The 19,858-nt window shown below is 61.0% G+C and carries 19 protein-coding genes; 8 read left to right on the top strand and 11 right to left on the bottom strand.

What is annotated here, in order from left to right:
• Positions 1-5: 5 nt before the first annotated feature.
• The gene (locus tag E8Q40_RS17550; RefSeq protein WP_137045767.1) at positions 6-1,115 is read right to left on the bottom strand and encodes a DegT/DnrJ/EryC1/StrS aminotransferase family protein; all 1,110 of its coding nucleotides are present in this window, start codon (positions 1,113-1,115) and stop codon (positions 6-8) included.
• Entirely contained in the window at positions 1,115-2,221 is a 1,107-nt protein-coding gene (locus E8Q40_RS17545; protein WP_137045766.1) for a DegT/DnrJ/EryC1/StrS aminotransferase family protein, read from the bottom strand. Before E8Q40_RS17545 ends, E8Q40_RS17550 begins: the two co-directional genes overlap by 1 nt.
• Before the next feature lie 210 nt (positions 2,222-2,431).
• On the opposite strand from E8Q40_RS17545, the gene E8Q40_RS17540 reads away from it, so the two are divergent.
• On the top strand, positions 2,432-3,307 hold the full coding sequence (locus E8Q40_RS17540; protein ID WP_137045765.1) for an NAD(P)-dependent oxidoreductase: 876 nt from the start codon (positions 2,432-2,434) through the stop codon (positions 3,305-3,307).
• 27 nt (positions 3,308-3,334) lie between these two features.
• Here the strand turns inward: E8Q40_RS17540 and E8Q40_RS17535 are convergent, their stop codons facing one another.
• From E8Q40_RS17535 to E8Q40_RS17495, 9 genes are all read right to left on the bottom strand, one after another.
• A complete protein-coding gene (locus tag E8Q40_RS17535) occupies positions 3,335-4,246 on the bottom strand; it encodes a transketolase family protein (protein ID WP_137045764.1) in 912 nt (303 codons plus the stop codon).
• A 4-nt stretch (positions 4,247-4,250) separates the two neighbouring features.
• The gene (locus E8Q40_RS17530; RefSeq protein ID WP_137045763.1) at positions 4,251-5,066 is read right to left on the bottom strand and encodes a transketolase; all 816 of its coding nucleotides are present in this window, start codon (positions 5,064-5,066) and stop codon (positions 4,251-4,253) included.
• Between the two features lie 21 nt (positions 5,067-5,087).
• Complete coding sequence (locus E8Q40_RS17525; RefSeq protein ID WP_137045762.1) at positions 5,088-5,747, bottom strand: class I SAM-dependent methyltransferase; 660 nt, start codon at positions 5,745-5,747, stop codon at positions 5,088-5,090.
• Positions 5,748-5,874: 127 nt separating this feature from the next.
• Entirely contained in the window at positions 5,875-7,044 is a 1,170-nt protein-coding gene (locus E8Q40_RS17520; protein ID WP_137045761.1) for a class I SAM-dependent methyltransferase, read from the bottom strand.
• 30 nt (positions 7,045-7,074) lie between these two features.
• Positions 7,075-7,833 carry an ABC transporter ATP-binding protein gene (locus E8Q40_RS17515; RefSeq protein WP_137045760.1) on the bottom strand — a complete coding sequence of 253 codons (759 nt, stop codon included), beginning with the start codon at positions 7,831-7,833 and terminating at the stop codon, positions 7,075-7,077.
• Positions 7,834-7,837: 4 nt separating this feature from the next.
• Entirely contained in the window at positions 7,838-8,644 is an 807-nt protein-coding gene (locus tag E8Q40_RS17510) for an ABC transporter permease (RefSeq protein WP_137045759.1), read from the bottom strand.
• Positions 8,645-8,928: 284 nt separating this feature from the next.
• Positions 8,929-9,702, bottom strand: coding sequence for a hypothetical protein (locus E8Q40_RS17505; protein WP_137045758.1), 774 nt, complete (start codon positions 9,700-9,702; stop codon positions 8,929-8,931).
• Positions 9,702-11,534 carry a hypothetical protein gene (locus E8Q40_RS17500; RefSeq protein WP_137045757.1) on the bottom strand — a complete coding sequence of 611 codons (1,833 nt, stop codon included), beginning with the start codon at positions 11,532-11,534 and terminating at the stop codon, positions 9,702-9,704. The genes E8Q40_RS17505 and E8Q40_RS17500 overlap by 1 nt, the downstream gene beginning before the upstream one ends.
• A 171-nt stretch (positions 11,535-11,705) precedes the next feature.
• Positions 11,706-12,290, bottom strand: a complete 585-nt coding sequence (locus E8Q40_RS17495) for an SIS domain-containing protein (protein ID WP_137045756.1) — start codon at positions 12,288-12,290, stop codon at positions 11,706-11,708.
• Between the two features lie 255 nt (positions 12,291-12,545).
• Here E8Q40_RS17495 and E8Q40_RS17490 point away from each other — a divergent pair, with 255 nt between their 5' ends.
• The 7 genes from E8Q40_RS17490 (at position 12,546) to E8Q40_RS17460 (ending at position 19,766) form a co-directional block, all read left to right on the top strand.
• Entirely contained in the window at positions 12,546-13,088 is a 543-nt protein-coding gene (locus E8Q40_RS17490; RefSeq protein ID WP_137045755.1) for an HAD-IIIA family hydrolase, read from the top strand.
• A gap of 66 nt (positions 13,089-13,154) precedes the next feature.
• Positions 13,155-13,880 (top strand): transaldolase, encoded by a 726-nt coding sequence (locus tag E8Q40_RS17485; RefSeq protein ID WP_137045754.1) that lies wholly within the window; start codon positions 13,155-13,157, stop codon positions 13,878-13,880.
• A 98-nt stretch (positions 13,881-13,978) separates the two neighbouring features.
• The gene (locus tag E8Q40_RS17480) at positions 13,979-14,977 is read left to right on the top strand and encodes an NAD(P)-dependent oxidoreductase (RefSeq protein ID WP_137045753.1); all 999 of its coding nucleotides are present in this window, start codon (positions 13,979-13,981) and stop codon (positions 14,975-14,977) included.
• Entirely contained in the window at positions 14,974-15,993 is a 1,020-nt protein-coding gene (locus tag E8Q40_RS17475; protein ID WP_137045752.1) for a GDP-mannose 4,6-dehydratase, read from the top strand. The genes E8Q40_RS17480 and E8Q40_RS17475 overlap by 4 nt, the downstream gene beginning before the upstream one ends.
• The gene (locus E8Q40_RS17470) at positions 15,990-17,549 is read left to right on the top strand and encodes a PfkB family carbohydrate kinase (protein WP_137045751.1); all 1,560 of its coding nucleotides are present in this window, start codon (positions 15,990-15,992) and stop codon (positions 17,547-17,549) included. Before E8Q40_RS17475 ends, E8Q40_RS17470 begins: the two co-directional genes overlap by 4 nt.
• Before the next feature lie 13 nt (positions 17,550-17,562).
• Positions 17,563-18,498 carry a Gfo/Idh/MocA family protein gene (locus E8Q40_RS17465; protein ID WP_137045750.1) on the top strand — a complete coding sequence of 312 codons (936 nt, stop codon included), beginning with the start codon at positions 17,563-17,565 and terminating at the stop codon, positions 18,496-18,498.
• Positions 18,495-19,766: a nucleotide sugar dehydrogenase gene (locus E8Q40_RS17460; protein WP_137045749.1), complete on the top strand. Its 1,272-nt coding sequence runs from the start codon at positions 18,495-18,497 to the stop codon at positions 19,764-19,766. The genes E8Q40_RS17465 and E8Q40_RS17460 overlap by 4 nt, the downstream gene beginning before the upstream one ends.
• Positions 19,767-19,858: the final 92 nt, after the last annotated feature.

Genomic DNA, 19,858 nt, shown 5'->3' with positions numbered 1-19,858 from the left:
AAGCTCTAGGCGCCGTAGAATTCGTTGACGGCGGCGGCCGCGATCGCGACCTGCTCGGGCGACAGGTTCTGGTGATGCGGCAGCGCCAGCACGCGGTCGGCCATGCGCTCGGCCACCGGCAGATCGCCGCGCTTGTAACCGTAGCGCTTGGCGGCCGGATGCAGATGCAGCGGTGTGCCGTAATAGACCAGCGACTGAACGCCACGGCTTTCCAGATGCGCCTTGAGCGCATCGCGGTTCTCCGCCTGCACGATGAACATCACGTAGGAATGCTTCTCGTAGTCACGCACCGGCGGGATGTAGACCTGCTTGGCCTTGATCTTGTCCTGATAGATCGAGACATTGCGGCGTCGCCGCGCAATGACGTCATCGAGACGGGTCAGGCGGTACTTTAGAATTTCCGCGTTGAGCACGTCGAGCCGCGAATTGACGCCGTACATCACGCAGGTGTCGCGGTCCTGGAGGCCGTGATTGCGATAGAGGCGGACCTTGGCGGCAATCTCGTCGTCGTTGGTCAGCATCATGCCGCCGTCGCCGACGGCGTTGAGGTTCTTGAGCGGATGCGTCGAGATGGTGCCGGCGTCGCCGAAGGTGCCGCCGTGCTTGTCGTAATAGTAGGCGCCCATCGACTGCGCCGAGTCCTCGACGATCTTGAGATTGTGCTTCTTGGCGATGGCCATGATCGCGTTCATGTCGGCGACGCGGCCGCCCCAATGCACCGGTAGGATTGCCTTGGTCTTGGGCGTGATCTTGGCTTCGATGAGGGTGGGATCGATGTTCTGGTCGTCGCGGACATCGACATACACTGGCGTCGCGCCGACATGGGCGATCGAGCCAGTGGAGGCGACGAACGAGATCGGCGTGGTGATGACCTCGTCGCCCTTGCCGATGCCGAGCGCCCACATCGCCAGCATCAGGCCGTCGGTGCCATTGCCGCACGAGACGCAGTGCTTGGCGCCGGTATATTCGACCACCTTCTGTTCGAACTCGAAAACTTCCGGCGTCATCACAAGATGGCCTTTGGAGAGCACGCGCTCAACGCAGGCCATCAGTTCCTCGCGCTCTTCGACGAAGCGCTGCTGCAGATCGATGAAGGGGACCTTGATGTCGGACATCAGTTTTTTCCAGCGTAGAAGTTTTTGACGGTTTCGATCACGTAGTCCTGCTCGGCATGGCTCAGGTGCTGGTCGACCGGGAAGCTGATTCCCTCGCGGCAGTGCAGCTCCGAAACCGGGAAATCACCGGGCTTATAGCCGAGGTACTTGAGCGCATCCTGCAGATGCAGCGGGACCGGATAATGGATCTTGGCTTCGATCCCCTTGTCGATGCAGTACTTGACCAGGGCGTCGCGGTTCTCGACGAACAGGATGTAAAGCAGATAGACGTTCTTGGTGTAGTCGCGCCGCGGCGGCACGCGCACCTGCGGGATGCCGGCAAAGCCCTTGTCGTAATGGGCGGCGGCCGCGATGCGGCCTGTTACGATGTCCGGCAACTGCCTGACGATCCACTTGCCGACGACCGCCTGCAGGGAGTCGAGACGGGAATTGTAGCCGAGCACTTCCATCTCATCGCGATTGCGCAAACCATGGTTGCGCAGAAGCCGCAGCTTCCGGTTCATCTCGTCGTCGTTGGTTACGACAATGCCGGCATCGCCCCAGACATTGATGATCTTCAAGGGATGCATGGAGAAGGCGGTCGCGATGCCCCAGGTGCCGACCCGGCGACCCTTGTACTCGCCCATCAGGCTCTGGCAGCCGTCTTCGACGAGCGGCAGCTTGTGTCGCTCGGCGATCTCGACGATGCGCGGCATCTCGGCAACATCGCCGGTCAGATGCACCGGAATGATTGCCTTGGTGCGCGGCGTAATCGCGGCCTCGAGCTGATCGACGTTCATACAGAACGTGTCGTCGCAATCGATGAACACCGGCCGGGCGCCGACCTCGGCGATGGCGCCGACGGTGGCATAGAACGTATTAGCGGCGGTGATGACTTCGTCTCCCGGACCGATGCCGAGGGCGCGCAGCGGAATCTTGAGGGCGTCGGTTCCCGAGCCGACCCCGATCGCGTGCTTGACGCCGAGGGCGGCGGCGAACATCGCCTCAAACTCGCCGACCACCTTGCCAAGGGTGAAGTCGCCGCTTTTGACCAGCGCCCTCATCTCCTCGAAAATGGCGTCCGGATCGGCGTATTGCTGCGAGAGGGGAGAATAGCGAACATGCATGAATTGATAATCTTCGCGAAAAAGGGCCGAGGAGTCCGGCGCGGAGAATTTGGAATGGTTGGAGCCTAACGAGCCGTTCTGAGTCAAGTCCATTTTGATCGCTTTTACGGGTATTTAGAGCACAGTGAGAACGCATGGCAGGCTGGTCAGAGGCAGCCGCGACCATTAGGAAAGTGACTTTCGCAGTCCTGTTAGCTTTCTGGGGGGTGAATGTTCCAGCACCATCAAAATCCGCCGGCTCCGCCGAAGCGCGTTGTCGTGCTTGGGGCTGGCGGTTTTGTTGCCGCCGCGCTGATCGGTCACCTCGCTCGAGCCGGGTTTTCGGTAAAGGCGATCGGACGGGACAAGATCGACCTCGCAGCTCCGGAGGCCGCCGCGCAACTGGCGGCCGAGCTGGAGCCGGGGGACGCGCTGGTGTTTTTATCGGCCATCACGCCGGACAAGGGGCGAGGGATCGATGCCTTTCTCGCCAATGTGCGGATGGGCGCGGCGGTTTGCGCGGCCATCGAGGCCAAGCCGCCGTCCCAGGTCGTCTATTTCAGCACCGATGCGGTCTATCCCTTCGTCGAGGGGCAAACGAGCGAGGCGACGCCGACGGCGCCGGCCGACCTATACGGCGCCGCGCATCTGTCGCGGGAAATCATGCTCAAGGGCACGGTCAAATGTCCGCTCGCCATTCTGCGGCCGACGCTCATCTACGGCGCCGGCGACACCCACAATTCCTACGGCGCCAACCGGTTTCGCCGCATGGCGCGCAAGGAGGGGAAAATCACTTTGTTCGGCGGCGGCGAGGAGATGCGGGATCACATCTATATCGACGATGTGGTTCTGCTTATCGACCTCGTGCTGCGCCATCGCAGCAGCGGCACGCTCGGCCTGGTGACAGGACGTTCCATCGCCTTTGCCGATCTGGCGAAGATGGTGGCGGCGCAGTTCGCCGACCCGGTCGAGATCGTGAATTTGCCGCGGCAGATGCCCGTGACGTATCGCCACTACGACGCGACCGAGTTGTCGCGGGCGTTTCCCGATTTTCGCGCCACCCCGCTCGAACAGGGCATCTCCATCGCCCACCGCTCGGGCGATTGAAGCTGAGCGGGCCGGCGCCGAAAAAACTCATGCCACCGCGGCCAGGATCTTCGGCGTCGACAGGCCGTGGGCGTCGAGCAGGTCTTCCCACGTTCCGTTGTTGTCGACGAAGGCATCCTGCAGCGAGAAGGTGTTGAGACGGCAGGTCGCCTGCATGTCCCAGGCGATCTGCTTGGTCTGCGCACCGAGGCCGCCGAGCGGCGCGGTTTCCTCGATCACGATGACCTGCTTGTGGTTCTTGAGCGCTTCGATGATGCCGGGGCGATCGAGTGGCTTGACGGTGTGCGCTGAGACGATCGACACCGACTTGCCCTTGGCCTGCAGCGCCTCGGCGACTTCAAAGGCCATCTTGGTGATGACGCCATAAGTGAGAATGCAGACGTCGCTGCCGCGGCGCAGGTAGCGCAGCTTGCCGAACTGCCATGGCTCGGCGCCCTTGGTCAGCGTCGGTTCGCCCGATTTGCCGATACGCAGATAGACCGGGCCCTGCCGCTGTTGGGCGCACCAGCGGGTTGCGTCGATGCATTCCTGCGGATCGCAGGGCGCGATGATGCGCATGTTCGGCAACGCGCCGGCGATGGTGATGTCTTCCTGCGAATGATGCGTGCCGCCGAGCGAGGCATAGATGATGCCCGCGCCCATGCCGACGACGGTGACCGGCAGGTTCTGGTAGCACAGGTCGTCGCGCACCATTTCGAACGGGCGGTACAGCGAGAACGTCGCGATCGTATAGGCGAAAGGCTGCATACCCTTGAGCGCCAGTCCGGCGGTGATGCCGATCATGCTCTGCTCGGCGACGCCGACATTGACGAAGCGGTCGGGGAATTCCTTGCCGAACTTCGCCATGCTGCCGGCCGGCGAGATGTCGGCGACGACGATGCAGACCTTGTCGTTCTTGCAGGCTTCTTCGTAGAGCGTCTCGGAAAACGTATTGCGCACGGGCTTACTCCAGCTCCTGCATCGCCTGACGAAGCTCATCCTTGTTGGGCGAGCGGTAGTGCCACATCGGAACGTTCTCCATGTAGCTTACGCCCTTGCCCTTCACGGTGCGGGCGATGACCATCAGCGGCTTGTCGCCGCTGCGGCCTTTGACGGTGTCGACGATCAGCTTGTTGTCATGTCCGTCGATTTCGACGCATTCCCAGCCGAAGGCGCGGAATTTCTCGACCAGCGGATAGAAATGCGGGTGCAGATCGACGATCGGGCCGATGCTGACCATCTGGTTGTAGTCGACGAAGGCCACCAGGTTGTTGAGGCGCAGCGAAGTCGCCATCAGCGTGGCTTCCCAAATCGAGCCTTCCTGAACCTCGCCATCGCTCATGACAGTGTAGACAATGCCGTCATTGCCGTTGATGCGGTTGGCGAGTGCCATGCCGACAGCCATCGACAGGCCGTGACCGAGCGCGCCGGTCGAGGCTTCGATGCCAGGATTGCCGTAGTCAGGGTGCACGCCGAGTTGGCCGCGCGCTGTGGAATAGTCGTCGAGATCGCTCTTCTTCAAGATGCCGAGGCTTTCGAGCACGACGTACTGGATCATGCAGCCGTGACCCTTGGACAGGATGAACGTATCGGGCGAGTTCTCGCCCGGCCGCCGCCGCATCAGATCGTTGTAGATGCTGTCAACGAGTTCGACCGCGGAGAAGGCGCCGCCGATATGCAGAGCCGGCACCTGCTGCGACACTTCGAGGATGCGCCGCCGATAGGCCTTGCAACGCGTGCGCGCGGCCTCGACGTCCGGGCCGGTCATTTTACCGTGCATCGATTGTTTCTCCGAACCCGCTTACTGGACGATGGTCCAGTTGTAGTCGCCGGTGTAGCCGGCCTCGTTGAAGGTCTTGATCCAGCCATCCGGATATTCGTGATAGTGCGCGGTCAGCACCCAGTCGAGGAAGAGCTGGCGTTCTTCAGGCGTGCGATAGGAATCGACGGTGACGAATGCGCGACCGCCGGACACGCGCTGAATTTCCTTCAGCGCGATGATGCACTTGTCGCGATCGAGATTATGGATCGTGTTGAGCGAGATGACCGCCTTGAAGGCGTTGTCGGGGAAGGGCAGTTCCATCGCGTTGCCGAGATGGAGGCGGCCGATAACCTCGGGCTCGCAATTCATCAGCGCATAGCGCGAGACGTCGAGGCCGAACGCTTCGAGGCCGGGGCAGGCCTTCATGAAATCCTTGACCAGAAAACCCTTGGCGCAGCCGACGTCGAGCACGCGGTCGCCCGGCTTCAGGTCGAAATGCTTGACCATGTCTTCGGCCACCGGCACCCAGCGACCGTCATAGCGATAGCCGCCGTAGCCATATTCGCGCGGCCCGTCGAAATACTCAAAACCGTATTGGCGCGAAACGCGGATGACTTCTTCGTTCTTGGCCGTTGCCCGCGCATTGACGTCGCGCTTTTTCGGCTTCGGCAGCTTCGTCAACAGATTGACTTCCGGCATGGGTAAACAACCAAATAGCGGATGATGGAAAGGCGGACCGGCCCGCGCGCGTTGCTGCCGGCGGCCTTGATATGCCAATTCTTGACCGGCACATCAACCGGGAAACCCCGAAACGGCAGGTTTCGCGTTAGACGAGCTTTGGCGGGGTCCGGGCGTCGATTCCATGCGTCTTCAGCCGCGAAGCGACCGCGTCGGCCACCTGCGGCAACAACGGCACGAAAACCACCGCGCCGGCAGGGACCTGCTGGGCCGAGAGGATCGGCCGCCCTTCGTGTTCCTGGCCGATGCGGGCCGGATCCTCGTCGACGAAAAAGGTCACCTTGTCCGCCAGCGCCCCGAACAGCCACGTGCCGGCGATCGCGGTCCCGAAGACGCCGAAACGGCTTGCGCCGGCGGCGGCCTCCCTGGCGGTCTTCACCACCGAGGCGAGCCAGTCGACCCGCTGCTGCAGCACGGCTTGCGTGAAAGGTTCGCCCGGGTCGGAAACGGGGCCGGCATTGATCGGCTGTTCCGAAACCAGCAGCGTCAATTCCTTGAATGCCCAGTCGGTGAAGATGGCGACATGCGGCCAGCCGGCGCGGCGCGCCGCGGTGGCCAGCGACAAAGGATCGAAGTGGCTGCGATGATCGGCGACCAGCAGGTCGAAGAAATTCGCCATGCCGTTCGGGACCTCGACCAGCAGAATGCCGCCTGGCGCAAGCTTGTTGCGCAGGGAGGCGAGGTCCTCGACCGGATCGGGCATGTGCTCCAGCGAATGAAACAGCGTGATCAGATCGAATTTGGCGTCGATATCGCCGGGCCGGCCGGTATAGAGTTTCTGGAAACCTGGGATCGCAGCAAAGCGTGCGGCGTTGACGTCGGAAATTTCGTGACCGTAGAGCTGCCAGCCGGGCGCCAGCCGCGACATCGCGCGTAAGGTCGGACCGTTTCCGCAACCGACATCGAGGGCGCGCCCGGTCGGGCCAAATGGAAACACAGACTGCAGGCGCTTCAGCACCAATTCACTGCGCGGCAGCGAAGTGCCCGACGCTTGGTCGAACACGCGCTGTTCGGCGCCGCCGGCGGCCTGGCGGAAGATATCGTAGCGGCTGTAGATCGACGTGGCTTCGGACTGCCATTTCGGGTCGGCTGGCTTCTGAACGGCATGGCATGACGGACAGATGCCGATCTTGCCGCCGGTCGGGAAGGGACGACAATCCGATGTGACGCGGGGCAGGTCAGCGAAGGCGCCGATTACCTCGATAGCTGGCGCGCCGCAAACACTGCAACGCGCTTCCTGTGCAACGACATCGGTCATAGGCTTGCCCCCTCACGCAGTATTATCGGATTAATGGCCGACGCCACTCTCGTAGGCCTTGAGCGCTTCTTCAAGCGTGCCGGTCATCTGCACTTCGCCGTGGTTGAGAACCATGCCCAGCTTGCAGTAGCGGCGCAGCAAGTCCGGACTGTGGGACGCGATCACCATCAGGCCGGCGTGGGCAAGGAAGCCTTCAAGGCGGACCTTGAACTTGTCCTGAAAGGCCTGGTCGCCGGCACCGATACCTTCGTCCAGCAACAGGATGTCGCGCTTCCATGCTGTCGCCAGCGCAGCGAACAAACGTGCGCGCATGCCGTCCGAATAGGTGCGGATGGGCAGGGACAGAAAGGAATTGAGTTCGGTGAAGGTGATGACGTCGTCGATGATTTCGGGCCAACTCTGCCGCGGGATTTGATTGATGAGACACCAATATTTAATGCACTCGTTACCCGTGAGATCGGCACTCATCCCGCCGCCGACGTCGAACAGCCAGCCAAGCGATCCCCGTACGCTCAGCGTGCCGATCGTGGCCGGGTACAGCCCGGCAATCAGGCGCAGCAGAGTGGATTTGCCGGCGCCGTTGTGACCGATGAGCGCAAGGCTTTCGCCGCGCTTGATGTCGATCGAGATGCCACGTAGCGCATCGACATAGACCTTGCCGTCGCGCCTGCCGACATTGCCGCCCACGGGCGCGCGGCGAAAGGGCGAACGAAAGAGCCGCTGTTGCCCCGGCGCGAAGATCGGGATGCTCAGGTGAACGTTGTCGAGGCGAATATGACAGTCGGTCATGAATCTAGACCCAGAAGATCACGTAGGACTGATAGCGGCGGAACACGCGGCCGCCGACGAGCCAGGCCAGCACCGTCAGTCCGATGACGACGGCGTAGGTCGTCAGATCGACCGGCTGGCCGAGCAGAGGCCGCCTGATGAGTTCGATGAGGTAATGGAAGGGATTGAGCTCGACGAAGGCGCTGCGCCAGCCAACCATCATATCGGGCTTCCAGAACACCGGCGTCAGCATCATAACGATAATGACGGCGCTGCCGATGAAACGCTGCAGGTCGCGATAGCGGGCAAAGAGGATAGCCGCGATGGCGGTTGTCGGGATCGAAAGCAGGAACAGAAGTGCCACCGCGGGAATGATCGCCAGCGTGTGAAAGTTCAGCGGGATCACGCCGACGACAATGTAGACGATGACGATCGCCGAGTTGTGCAGGAAGGTCAGAAGCTGTTTGTAGACTGTCGCCCAGACCAGCTGCGCCTTGGCGATGGACGTACTTCTGATGAAGTAGGTGTAGTTGATGAAGGCGTTGCCGACCTCCGCCAGCAGTGCCGACACCCAGTACCAGGCGATCATGCCGCCCAGCAGGTAGGCGGAATATTCCTTGGTCGGAATGCCGAACAGCGCGCCGTAGACATAAGTCATGGCGATGACGAAAACCGCGAGGTTGGCGGTGATCCACCACGGGCCGAGTGATGTGCGCCGATAGGTCTGCACCATGTCGAGCCAGCCGAGCGTCGTCCACAGACGCCAGTCGAACAACGGGGCGAGAAGGGAGGCTGAGTTCGATCGCAAGGCTCGATTGAGGGATTCGTTCATAGAAGCTGCCGTGTAAACTCGGATCGTCTGGCGCAAGCGGTTATGCCTCTGCGCCGAGGCAACCCTTTGAAGCGATGCCGGCTGCTGGCTTCTTCCCGCAAGTTACTAGCACACTTTCAGACCGGTACCTTTTGGCGTGCGGCCGTCGAATTTGCTGCGAGATAGTGAGCCTCCGCCCCCCTGGCGGGCCACGTTCTATCATCCAGACGCCACGCGTTGTCAATGTCCCCGCGAATTCGGTCGAGGCGCATCAGTCCATTACCAAGTCACTATAGGTCGCCAATTTATCGACGCTCCAGGGTATCGACCCGCTTTTTCAATATCTTCAAGGCGCGTTCGTACAGCTCGACGTCGGCCCAATTGTCTCGCAGGATGACTTGAATGTCGTCCGACGACGGAGTTGTCCGGCTTTTTTCGGAGTAGTCGGTCGGATTTTCAAGGGCCAAGGCTTTGTGCTCCAAAGAGGGAAATCGGTCTCTGAACCACGTTTCCGACTTTTCGGGCTCCTCGCAGACATAGAACCAGTACAGTCTGCTGAAGCGGAACCGCACCAGCCACATATCCCAAATGTAAAGCTTCCGGTACTCCCAAGGGTCTCCCAGAAGCTGTCTTGCGTGCCAATTGCGGATGTAGATCGAAATGGCGGTTTCTTGCCGCCGGATGAACTCCGAGAACGAAAGCTGTCGGGCTAGATAGGGCGCAAGAGTCGTGGAGGGCGGGTTATCCCGCTTCATATCGTCGTCGATCGTATCCTCGGGTCCGATGTTGTTGCGCCAGAAATCATACAGCGAAACGACGCGGTCGACCGGGTGACGGAAGTTCGTCACCAAGGAGTAATCTTGTCCAACGCTCTTGAACAATCCGAAGCCGCAGTGGCCGTGTATAAAGTCGTATTTCGACCATTCTTTCCAGAGTTTGGGGTCGGTGGGTAATGACGTGTCGGTCGACGCTGAGTTTGCACTTTCGAAAGCGGTTTTGAACCGCGTTGCGATTGCCGTTCCTCCCGCTTTCGGGAGGTGCAGAAAAAATACTCGCAATCGCGAGGCACTCGCAGCCATCACCGCTTCATGAACTCCACAAATCGGTCGATGTGAGTGTCGATGTGGACCTTCGAGCGGTCCTTATCGGCCAGCGCCAGGCGATGCTCCAGATCGCAATCCTCAAGGATCGAACGCAGGTTGCTCATCTCGGCGAAGATGATGGGCAGCGCGACATCACCAAGCAACTGCGTGGCCCCGACGCATCCGCGTGGCAATAGCACCGGAAGCCCCGCTGCGGCATAGACCAGGAAGGAGGTGCCGATGGTCGACTGCAAGAACACCGACATGGCGTCCTGGTAGAATCGGTCGTTCAAGGAGCTGATGCCGTGTGCGAATGGCACATGGTCGGATGGATTGAAGCCGGCGTGATACTGGTGAAGGTCGTCGACCAGCTTTGACTGATCCTTGATGATCGGATGGAGGTGCAGGAACTTCCCGTATTCGCCGAGGTCTTGTTTGAACTTTTTGATGACCGGGTGGTCGGTCATGCAGTAGTAGTGGAAGTGAATCCCCGAACAGATGATGTCGCGGACGTAGCCGGCCACCATATCGCGCGACGGTTCGCCGAACTCGTTCAGGCATACCGTGATGCAAGCGATGTGGATGTTCCTGCCGCCTTCGAGGTCAATGCGCGGCTTCGGCGCCTTCGGTGCTTCCGAATAGCGGTAAAAATGCAGCCGCGGGGTCTTCAGGGGAATGGCGTACTGATTGAAGGTTCCGAGAAGCTCGGTATTGGAATTGTAGATGATGCGGTCGCCGGTGCCCATCAGCCGCTTATAGAAATGGGTGATCGCAACGTTCTTCGCGTTGCCGGACAGGTTGATCGGCTTGAGACCGTCATACATCAGCAGCGTAAGGTTCTTGGTGCCGGCGCGCCGGCGGCGCATGGTCGACAGCACGCTCGACAGCAGCGAGTACAGAACGGTCGTGTCTTCGGCGTTCCAGTTCGAGCCGTAGAAGCACTCGCCGCTCATCAGGATCTGGCACCGGCGCGTCGCGCAGAGAAAGACAATGACGCCGAGAAACGTCAAATGAACATGCGTCGTGACCGGAACGAGCGGCGATTCCAGGACGCCGTATCCCGCCGATTCGTGCGGGTCGTCGATGCCGCACCAAACCGTGTGGTTACCCCGGTCATTGAGCGCGCGCACGTGCGGTGACCAGGTCGTCGGAAACAGATGGGACACGAAGACGTAGACGTCGCGCGGATCGGCGTCGAGCTTGCGCGCCGCTTCCAGCCCGTCGCGCAGGGCCTCCGCATTGTCGGCGACCAATACTTTTGCGAGTTTCGCGATTTCGTCCTTTGTAAAGGCCCAGAGAGGTTTCTGCTTCTCTTTCGACTTCCAGCGTGGACGGAATATCGTCTCGTCGAGCGATCGAAGAAACTGAATATGCGAAAGCCTGAAGCGCAACGACGTCGGAATTCGGCGCGCGATTTGACCGCGCAGTGATACGCGCCGTTTCGCGCTTTCGCTCGGAAAAAGTAGGGCGTCGATGCCGATGACCAGGATGTAGAGCCAGCCAAATTTCTTGACGAAGCGCTTGACGCCATCCGGCGTCGCCGCGATGAGCCGCTTGTGCAGCGACGGTTTCTTTGGCCGGCGCATCGTGCCGATTTCGCGAACGCGAGCGTCGGCTCCAGGAATGCGATAAGCAAAGAAGTCGAGAAACTTTTGATAAATGTGCCCGTGGGTCACGGGCTCCATCATGCCCTCGCCCGTCTTCAGGGCGTCGATGACCTCTTCGAAAAAAGTCGACAGGACGAGTTCGAAATCGAAAGCCTCAGCCTTCAGCTCCGTGTCGTTTTGCACCACGTCGCCTTTGGCGGCAATTTCTAGGGGTTTGAGCAAAGAACACCGTCTCTGGGCTGGTTGCCGGCTTGAATTGTTCTAATACAGGAGCGGTTGTGGCACCGCAACAAACCCCTCGCGGTAGTCTATATAATACCTCGACAACCGATGCCGGACGCGGCGGTTCCCGGTTCGGTTCCAAAATGGGTCATTCAGACGGCGCTGAGGAGACTACCACTTCGTGGCATTTTTCTGCAGTTTCGGGTGCGACACGAGACAGTGCCAAACCACGCCCTGGAACTCTTCGGCGTGCGGCGTCACGCGCCCATCGTGGGTAGTCGGCACCACAACAACGACGTCGCCAGCCTTCTTGGTGTAGCCGCCGTCGCGGCCGACGATGCCAAAGACCTTCATGTTGCGGCTCTTGGCTTCCTGAATAGCCGCGACCAGGTTGGGGCTCACGTTCTTCTCGAGGTTGCCGCCACCCACCGAGAAAATGAAGATCGCGTCCTTGGCATTGGCCCGGCTGACCTTGAGCCACTCGGAAAAAACCGTGTGCCAGCCTTCGTCATTGGTCCGGGCGGTAAGCTCCGAGACGTTGTCGGTCGGCGCGTAGGTTTCGATGCCGCACAGCTTGCGGAAATCGTTGACGGCATGGCCGCAATTGCCGGCGCTGCCGCCGACGCCCAGGAAGAAAAGCCGTCCGTCGCGCTCGCGGAGAGCGACCAACTCGTCGCACAGGCTCTCGATGTCTGCAACCGACAGTTTTTGCGCCGTTTCGACGACTTCTTTGAGGTAGGTTTCAGCGTGCGACATCGACAAAGAGCCCCCCGGACCGATTGAAGGTCGTTGAAATATAGGGCGCCGCGCGCCGTAGCAAGTTGTATCTTGCCGTGCGGATTGGCCCGGTACCGCGGGCCTGGCGCTGGACGGCCGTCGGCGCGGCTGATAAGGCTTGCCCGATTTCAACCTTTCCGGGTGCCTCCGTGTTAGGCCGCGATGAACGGCCGAGCGCTGGGGGAGCGTGTTTATTCACGTGCCGCGGCAGAGCCGGGCGGCCAAGGATGCGTAATGCGACGGGCAGTCTTTCTCGACCGTGACGGCGTGATCAATCGCAATATCGTCCGCAATGGGCGGGGCTATGCCCCGGTCGCGCTGGAGGATTTCGAAATTCTGCCCGGGGTTCCGGAAGCGGTTGGCCGTCTGCGCGACGCCGGCTTGATGATCGTCGTCGCCACCAATCAGCCGGACGTCAGCACCGGCCTGCAAACCCCTACCGTACTTGACCAAATGCACGACATTTTGCGTCGTCAGGTACCTGTGGACGACATCGAGGTGTGTTTTCACACCGAAGGGGAAAATTGCGACTGTCGCAAGCCGAAGCCCGGAATGCTATTGCGTTCCGCCCGGAAGTACGACATCGACCTGTCTCAAAGCTGGATGGTCGGCGATCGCTGGCGGGACATTGATGCGGGTGCGGCGGCCGGCTGCCGAACGGTATTCGTGGACTACAACTATCCGCAGGAGCGGCGTCCGACCCGGCCCGATCTGGTCGTCGGATCGCTGGTCGAAGCGGTTCCATTGATTTTGGCGGCGCTGCCCAAGTCGAGCTAGGCCGGATCAATCCAGCTTGGCGGGCGAAACGGGGACGCGCGGAGAAACGAGAAGGAAGCGCTAGCGATGACGAGTGTTGCCTCTTTGAAGATCAAGATTTTCGCCGACGGTGCGGATCTTCAGAGCATGAAGAACCTCTACACCAATCCCGTCGTGAAGGGCTTCACGACCAACCCCACCTTGATGAAACAGGCGGGCGTTACGGACTATGTCGATTTCGCCCACAAGGTTCTTGCGGCGATTCCGGATCGTCCGGTTTCGTTCGAAGTCTTCGCCGACGAGTTCGACGAGATGGAAGCGCAGGCGCTCAAGATCGCGTCCTGGGGCTCCAATGTGAACATCAAGATTCCTGTCACCAATACGAAGGGCGTCTTTACCGGTCCCTTGATCTCGCGTCTCGTGAGCCGTGGCGTCCAGGTTAACGTCACCGCGGTTTTCACGCTCGATCAGGTCGAGAAGATTGCTGCCGCCCTCAATTCTGATGTGCCGGCGATCGTGTCGGTGTTCGCCGGGCGCATCGCCGATTCCGGTATCGATCCGGTACCGCTGATGACCAAGGCGGCGAAGATTCTGCAGGCGTCGCGGCCGAAGGCGGAACTACTGTGGGCGAGCCCGCGCGAATTGCTGAACGTGATCCAGGCCGACGAGGTCGGTTGCGGCATCATCACCGTGACGAATGACATCCTCAAGAAACTGTCCCTGATCGGGAAAGACCAAGACGCCTATTCGTTAGAAACCGTAAAGATGTTTTATAACGACGCGCAGGCAGCCGGTTTTAAGATTGCGACTTAAGTGGCAAACTGGGCAGCTTCCTGCAGATGCCAATTGCCAAGGTGCGGGTCGGAAGGTAAAAGCCGTCGCGCATAACGGGAAATCCTGGAGATCGTGTCTTGTTCGAGAAGGTCTTTATCACCGGTGGCGCCGGCTACGTTGGGCACGTTCTGACGCCCCGTCTTCTGGCGCGTGGCTACAAGGTCACAGTCTACGACACGCTGTTCTTCGGCGCGCGGTTCCCGAATGATCCGAATCTGCGGGTCATTCAGGGCGACATTCGCGATACCGAAAAGCTCGCCGCGGCGGTCCAGGGTCACGACGCGGTCCTGCATCTGGCCTGCATCTCCAACGATGCCAGCTTCGAGCTCGACGAGAACCTGTCCAAGACAATCAATTACGATTGCTTCGAGCCGATGGTGCTGGCTTGCAAGAACGCCGGCGTGAAGCGCTTTGTCTATGCCTCGTCGAGCTCGGTCTACGGCGTGTCGGATTCGCCCAACGTCACCGAAGAGCATCCGCTGGTCCCGCTCACCCTGTACAACAAGTACAAGGGCATGTGCGAACCGCTGCTGTGGAAGTACAACTCCGACGACTTCACTACGACGGTGATTCGCCCGGCGACCATCTGCGGCTACAGCCCGCGCACCCGCCTCGACCTGTCGGTCAACATCCTGACCAATCATGCGGTCAACAAGGGCACGATCACGGTCTTCGGCGGCGCGCAGATGCGGCCCAATCTCCATGTCGAGGACATGGTCGACGCCTACGAACTGATGCTCCAGGCGCCGCACGAGAAGATTCATCGCGAGATTTTCAACATCGGCTTCCAGAATCATTCGATTGCCAACATCGCCGAGATGGCGAAGAAGGTGGTCGAAGAGGAGTTGCCCGATCGCGGCCCGATCAACATCGTGACCACGCCGTCGAACGACAACCGCTCTTATCACGTCAATTCCGACAAGGTCACCCGCGTGCTCGGCTTCAGGCCGAAGCGGACGATCGAGGACGCGGTGCGCGACCTGACGCGCGCCTTCCGCAACCACCTGCTGCCGGCGAGCTTCGATGACGATTGGTATTACAACGTCAGGACGATGAAGAAAATCGGCGCGAAATGAGCACAAAGCCTGTTGCGATCGTTACCGGTGGCGCCGGGTTCATCGGCAGCCATATGGTGGATCTGTTGATTGAACGCGGGTTCAAGGTCAGGGTCATCGACAATCTGGTCGGCGGCCGTGAGGCGAATATCGCCCATCACGCCGACAATCCGGACTTTACCTTCGCCTCGTCGGACATCCGCGATTATCAGCCCGGCAACCCGCTGTTCGACGGCGTCGACTATGTGATTCACTTCGCCGGCATTGGCGACATCGTGCCGTCGATCGAGCGGCCGATGGAATACATGTCGGCCAATGTGCAGGGCACGGTGCACATGCTGGAATGCGCCCGCGCGGCCAATGGCGGCAAGGGCGTAAAGAAGTTCGTCTATGCCGCATCGTCATCGTGCTACGGGCTTGCTTCGACTCCGACTCGCGAAGACCATCCGATCCAGACCGAATATCCCTACGCGCTGAGCAAGTATCAGGGCGAGCAGGCGACCTTTCACTGGAACAAGGTCTACAAGCTCCCGGTCAACTCGATCCGCATCTTCAACGCCTATGGCACACGCTCGCGCACCTCGGGCGCCTATGGCGCTGTGTTTGGGGTGTTCCTCAAGCAGAAACTCGCGGGCAAGCCGTTCACCGTGGTCGGTGACGGCACTCAGACCCGCGATTTCCTCTACGTCACCGACATCGCTGCCGCCTTCCTGCGCGCGGCCGAGACCGAAAAGACCGGCCAGGTTTGGAATCTCGGCGCCGGCAATCCGCAATCGGTCAATCGTCTGGTCGAATTGCTTGGCGGGCCCGTGGTGCATATTCCAAAACGCCCCGGCGAGCCCGATTGCACTTTTGCCGACATCACAAAAATCCGCCGCGACCTCAATTGGGAGCCGTCCGTCAGCTTCGAGCAGGGCGTGGCGCGAGTTGTTGAGAACATTGAATATTGGCGGGACGCTCCGCTGTGGGAGCCGTCGTCAATCGCAAAAGCAACGGCCGGGTGGTTCAACGCACTTTCCGCCGGGGGCAAGCAATGATGGATGATGCCAGTAAGTCGCTCGTCAGTCACAAGATCAAGACTGCGGACGAAATTGCGAAGCTGATCGGCGCCAGGCCGCGCGCGAAGAAAGTCGTGATGTGCCACGGCACCTTCGACATCGTGCATCCAGGCCATGTGCGTCATCTGCTCTATGCAAAGAGCAAGGGCGATCTCCTCGTCGCGAGCCTCACCGCCGATGCCCATATCGCGAAGGCGAATTTCCGGCCGTTCGTTCCGCAGGAACTGCGCGCGTTCAATCTCGCGGCGCTCGAAGTCGTCGATTTTGTGGTCATCGACCACCTGCCGACTCCGATCGAGAACATCAAGGTTATCAAGCCGGACTATTTCGCCAAGGGCTATGAATATGTGAAGGGCGGTCTGCCGCCGCGCACCGCCGATGAAAAGACCGCGGTCGAGTCCTATGGCGGCGAGATTCTCTTCACGCCCGGCGACATCGTCTACTCCTCCTCGCACATCATCGAGACCGAGCCGCCGGCGATCGCGACCGAAAAGCTGCTGTCGCTGCTTCAGGCTGAGAAGCTCAGCTTCGATTCCCTCAAGGAAGCGGCCGGCAAGCTCAAGGACATCCGCGTTCACGTCATCGGCGACACGATCGTCGACAGCTACACGCATACGGTTTTGATCGGCGGCATGACCAAGACGCCGACGATGAGCGTGCGCTTCGAGAATCGAAAGGACTTCGTCGGCGGCGCGGGCATTGTCGCAAAGCACTTGCGCGCGGCAGGCGCCAAGGTGACCTATTCGACCGTGCTCGGTAACGACAAGCTCGCCGAATTTGCCCTCGACGATCTCAAGGAAGCCGGTGTCGAATGCGTCCCGATCATCGACCCGACACGGCCCACCACGAACAAGAATGCGATCATCGCCGGCGGCTACAATCTTCTGAAGGTCGACACGCTCGATAATCGCTCGATTTCCGAGCGGGTGGTCGAAACGCTGAAGTCGCAGGTCGAGGAAACGCCGGCCGACATCGTCGTCTTTTCCGACTTCCGGCATGGCATGTTCAACCGCGACACGATCCCCGGTTTGACCGCTGCGATTCCGAAGGACGCGTTCCGTGTCGCCGACAGTCAGGTTGCTTCGCGCTGGGGCAATATCCTGGAGTTCCAGGGCTTCGACCTGATTACGCCGAATGAGCGCGAGGCACGTTTTGCGCTTGGCGATCAGGACTCGGTCGTGCGTCCGCTCGGGCTTGAGCTTTACAAGCAGGCGCATTGCAAGACGCTGATCCTGAAGCTGGGCGAGCGCGGCCTGATGACCTTCCGCTCGATTCCCGAGGAGGAGCAGGACGTGCGTGCCTTCTTCGCCGTGGATACTTTCGCGGAAAGGATCGTCGATGCTGTGGGCTCCGGCGATGCGTTGCTGGCCTATGCGGCGCTGTCGCTATTCTCGACGGGCAGCAGCGTGATTGCTTCCGTGCTTGGATCGTTGGCGGCCGCCGTCGAGTGCGAACACGAAGGCAATGTGCCGGTTCGTCCGAAGGACGTCATCGACAAGCTCGAGCGTTTCGAACGCTTTGCCAATTACGCGTGAGCTCGCTCAACCAATGCGGATGCTTGTTGTCGGCTACGGCGTTCAGGGCAAGAAACGGCACCGGATTGCCGGTGATGAGGCGGCCGGCATAGTCGATCCCGTCGCGCCGGAAGCCAATTGGCGCGATGTCCGCGATGTGCCGCTCGACGCTTATGACGCCGTGCTGGCCTGCATTCCGGACGAGCCGAAGGTCGAGATCCTCAAATACCTGCTCGGTAACGGCAAGCACGTGCTGGTCGAAAAGCCGCTGCATGCCGAAAGCGACGCCGAACTGGCCGAGCTTGAGGCCGTCGCGCGGGCCAACCGCGCGATCTGCTATACGGCCTACAATCACCGCTTCGAGCCGCACTATGTGCGCATGCGCGACCTAGTGCAGTCGGGCGAACTCGGCCGCATCTATCGCTGCCGCATGTTCTACGGCAACGGCACGGCGCGGCTGGTGCGTAATTCGGCGTGGCGCGATCAGGGCGCCGGCGTTTTGCCGGATCTCGGCTCGCATCTGCTCGACACATTGCGCTTCTGGTTCGGCGACATCAGCGACGATTTCCGCGTGATCTCTGCGAACAGCTTCGAGAACCGGGCGCCCGACCATGTCGTGATCGGCTGCGAGGCTGGTAGCCCGCGCATCGAACTCGAGATGACGCTGCTGTCGTGGCGCAACCATTTCACTTGCGACATCTTCGCCGAGAACGGTACGGCGCATATCGCCTCGCTGTGCAAGTGGGGGCCGACAACCTTTACCCATCGCCGCCGCGTCTTGCCGAGCGGTCGTCCGCCCGAGCAGGACGTCACGCTGGTTCAGGACGACCCGACCTGGGCGCTTGAATATGATCACTTCAAACGTCTGATCGCCGAGGCGGCGCCGGCAAATCTTTCAAACGATCGCTGGCTGCTGCGGGTGCTTGGACAGCTGTCAGCCACTGCGGTCAAGGTCGCGAACGCACAATGAGCAAACCAACGGTCGGCTATGCCGGCATGACCCATCTCGGCCTCTGCTCGGCCATCGGCGGCTCGAGCAAGGGCTTCGACATGGTCTGCTTCGACGCCGACGCCGCGCTGGTCGAGCGGCTCAAGGCCGGGCAATTGCCGGTGGTCGAGCCAGACCTTGACGATATGCTGCGCGACAACCGCGCGCGCATTAGCTTCACGGCCGATGCGGCCGATCTCAAGGCTTGCGACCTGGTCTATGTCGCGCCGGACGTGCCGACGGACGACACCGGGACGAGCGATCTGACCGGTCTCGACAAGCTCCTTGAACTGGTGCTGGCCAATACTAGGCCGGACGCCGTCGTCGTGGTGCTGAGCCAGGTGTCGCCGGGCTTTACCCGGGCGCGGCAGCGGCCGGGGCGCCAGCTTTACTACCAGGTCGAGACCCTGGTGTTCGGCCGCGCCGTGGAGCGCGTGACGCTGCCGGAGCGTTTTATCGTCGGCGTGGCGGAGCCGGGCAAGCCCTTGCCGCCGGCGTTCGACACCTTCCTCAAGGCCTTCGGCTGTCCGATTCTGCCGATGCGTTTCGAGAGCGCCGAGCTCACCAAGATCGCCATCAATTGCTGTCTGGTCGCCTCGGTGTCGACCGCCAATACGCTGGCCGAGATCTGTGAGAATATTGGGGCCGACTGGTCGGAAATCGTGCCGGCGTTGAAGCTTGACCGCCGGATCGGCCAGTATTCGTACCTAGCGCCGGGCCTCGGCATTGCCGGCGGCAATCTGGAGCGCGACCTCGCGACCATCGTCCGCCTCGGCGACAAGCATGGCACCGATGTCGGCGTGGTGCGCGCCTGGCAGCACAACAGCCGCTACCGGCGCGACTGGGTGCTGCGCACCTTGCGCAGCAAGGTGCTGGCGGCAACGCCCGATGCGACGCTGGCGGTGCTTGGGCTCGCCTACAAGGAAAATACGCACTCGACCAAGAATTCGCCGTCGCTGGCGCTTCTGTCCCAGATCAAGGATGCGAAGGTGCAGACCTTCGATCCGGTCGTTGCGCCGAAACCGGAATGGCATCCGCGGCTCGCCGGCAAGGGGAGTGAACTGGAGGCTTGCGACGGTGCCGATGCGCTGGTCATCGTAACGCCCTGGCCGCAGTTCAAGGCGCTTGCCCCGACCGACATCGCCAAACATCTGCGTGGCAAGGTCGTCATCGACCCGTATAAGTGCCTTGATGGCGCCGCTTGCCGTGCGGCCGGCCTCGAGCACCTGTCACTGGGCGTTTCCGCCTGACAGGCGGCGCGCGCCGGTCCCGATCGAACTCGGGCGGCTAGCGACAATGCGTGGGAGTTGTCCTTGCCCAGGACCGGCCTCGTCTCCGTTTT

Source organism: Pseudolabrys sp. FHR47 (assembly GCF_005153485.1).
In the GTDB taxonomy this organism is placed as follows: Bacteria; Pseudomonadota; Alphaproteobacteria; order Rhizobiales; family Xanthobacteraceae; genus Pseudolabrys.
The sequence above is the reverse complement of the archived record's forward strand: the minus strand, read 5'-3'. Positions and strand labels throughout refer to the sequence as shown.

Coding starts and splice junctions, on each gene's coding strand:
- E8Q40_RS17520 (WP_137045761.1), bottom strand. CDS start 7,044: ATGACCGATGTCGTTGCACAGGAAGCGCGTTGCAGTGTTTGCGGCGCG.
- E8Q40_RS17490 (WP_137045755.1), top strand. CDS start 12,546: ATGCGACGGGCAGTCTTTCTCGACCGTGACGGCGTGATCAATCGCAAT.
- E8Q40_RS17505 (WP_137045758.1), bottom strand. CDS start 9,702: ATGGCTGCGAGTGCCTCGCGATTGCGAGTATTTTTTCTGCACCTCCCG.
- E8Q40_RS17545 (WP_137045766.1), bottom strand. CDS start 2,221: ATGCATGTTCGCTATTCTCCCCTCTCGCAGCAATACGCCGATCCGGAC.
- E8Q40_RS17460 (WP_137045749.1), top strand. CDS start 18,495: ATGAGCAAACCAACGGTCGGCTATGCCGGCATGACCCATCTCGGCCTC.
- E8Q40_RS17470 (WP_137045751.1), top strand. CDS start 15,990: ATGATGGATGATGCCAGTAAGTCGCTCGTCAGTCACAAGATCAAGACT.
- E8Q40_RS17475 (WP_137045752.1), top strand. CDS start 14,974: ATGAGCACAAAGCCTGTTGCGATCGTTACCGGTGGCGCCGGGTTCATC.
- E8Q40_RS17525 (WP_137045762.1), bottom strand. CDS start 5,747: ATGCCGGAAGTCAATCTGTTGACGAAGCTGCCGAAGCCGAAAAAGCGC.
- E8Q40_RS17515 (WP_137045760.1), bottom strand. CDS start 7,833: ATGACCGACTGTCATATTCGCCTCGACAACGTTCACCTGAGCATCCCG.
- E8Q40_RS17495 (WP_137045756.1), bottom strand. CDS start 12,290: ATGTCGCACGCTGAAACCTACCTCAAAGAAGTCGTCGAAACGGCGCAA.
- E8Q40_RS17510 (WP_137045759.1), bottom strand. CDS start 8,644: ATGAACGAATCCCTCAATCGAGCCTTGCGATCGAACTCAGCCTCCCTT.
- E8Q40_RS17465 (WP_137045750.1), top strand. CDS start 17,563: ATGCGGATGCTTGTTGTCGGCTACGGCGTTCAGGGCAAGAAACGGCAC.
- E8Q40_RS17485 (WP_137045754.1), top strand. CDS start 13,155: ATGACGAGTGTTGCCTCTTTGAAGATCAAGATTTTCGCCGACGGTGCG.
- E8Q40_RS17550 (WP_137045767.1), bottom strand. CDS start 1,115: ATGTCCGACATCAAGGTCCCCTTCATCGATCTGCAGCAGCGCTTCGTC.
- E8Q40_RS17530 (WP_137045763.1), bottom strand. CDS start 5,066: ATGCACGGTAAAATGACCGGCCCGGACGTCGAGGCCGCGCGCACGCGT.
- E8Q40_RS17540 (WP_137045765.1), top strand. CDS start 2,432: ATGTTCCAGCACCATCAAAATCCGCCGGCTCCGCCGAAGCGCGTTGTC.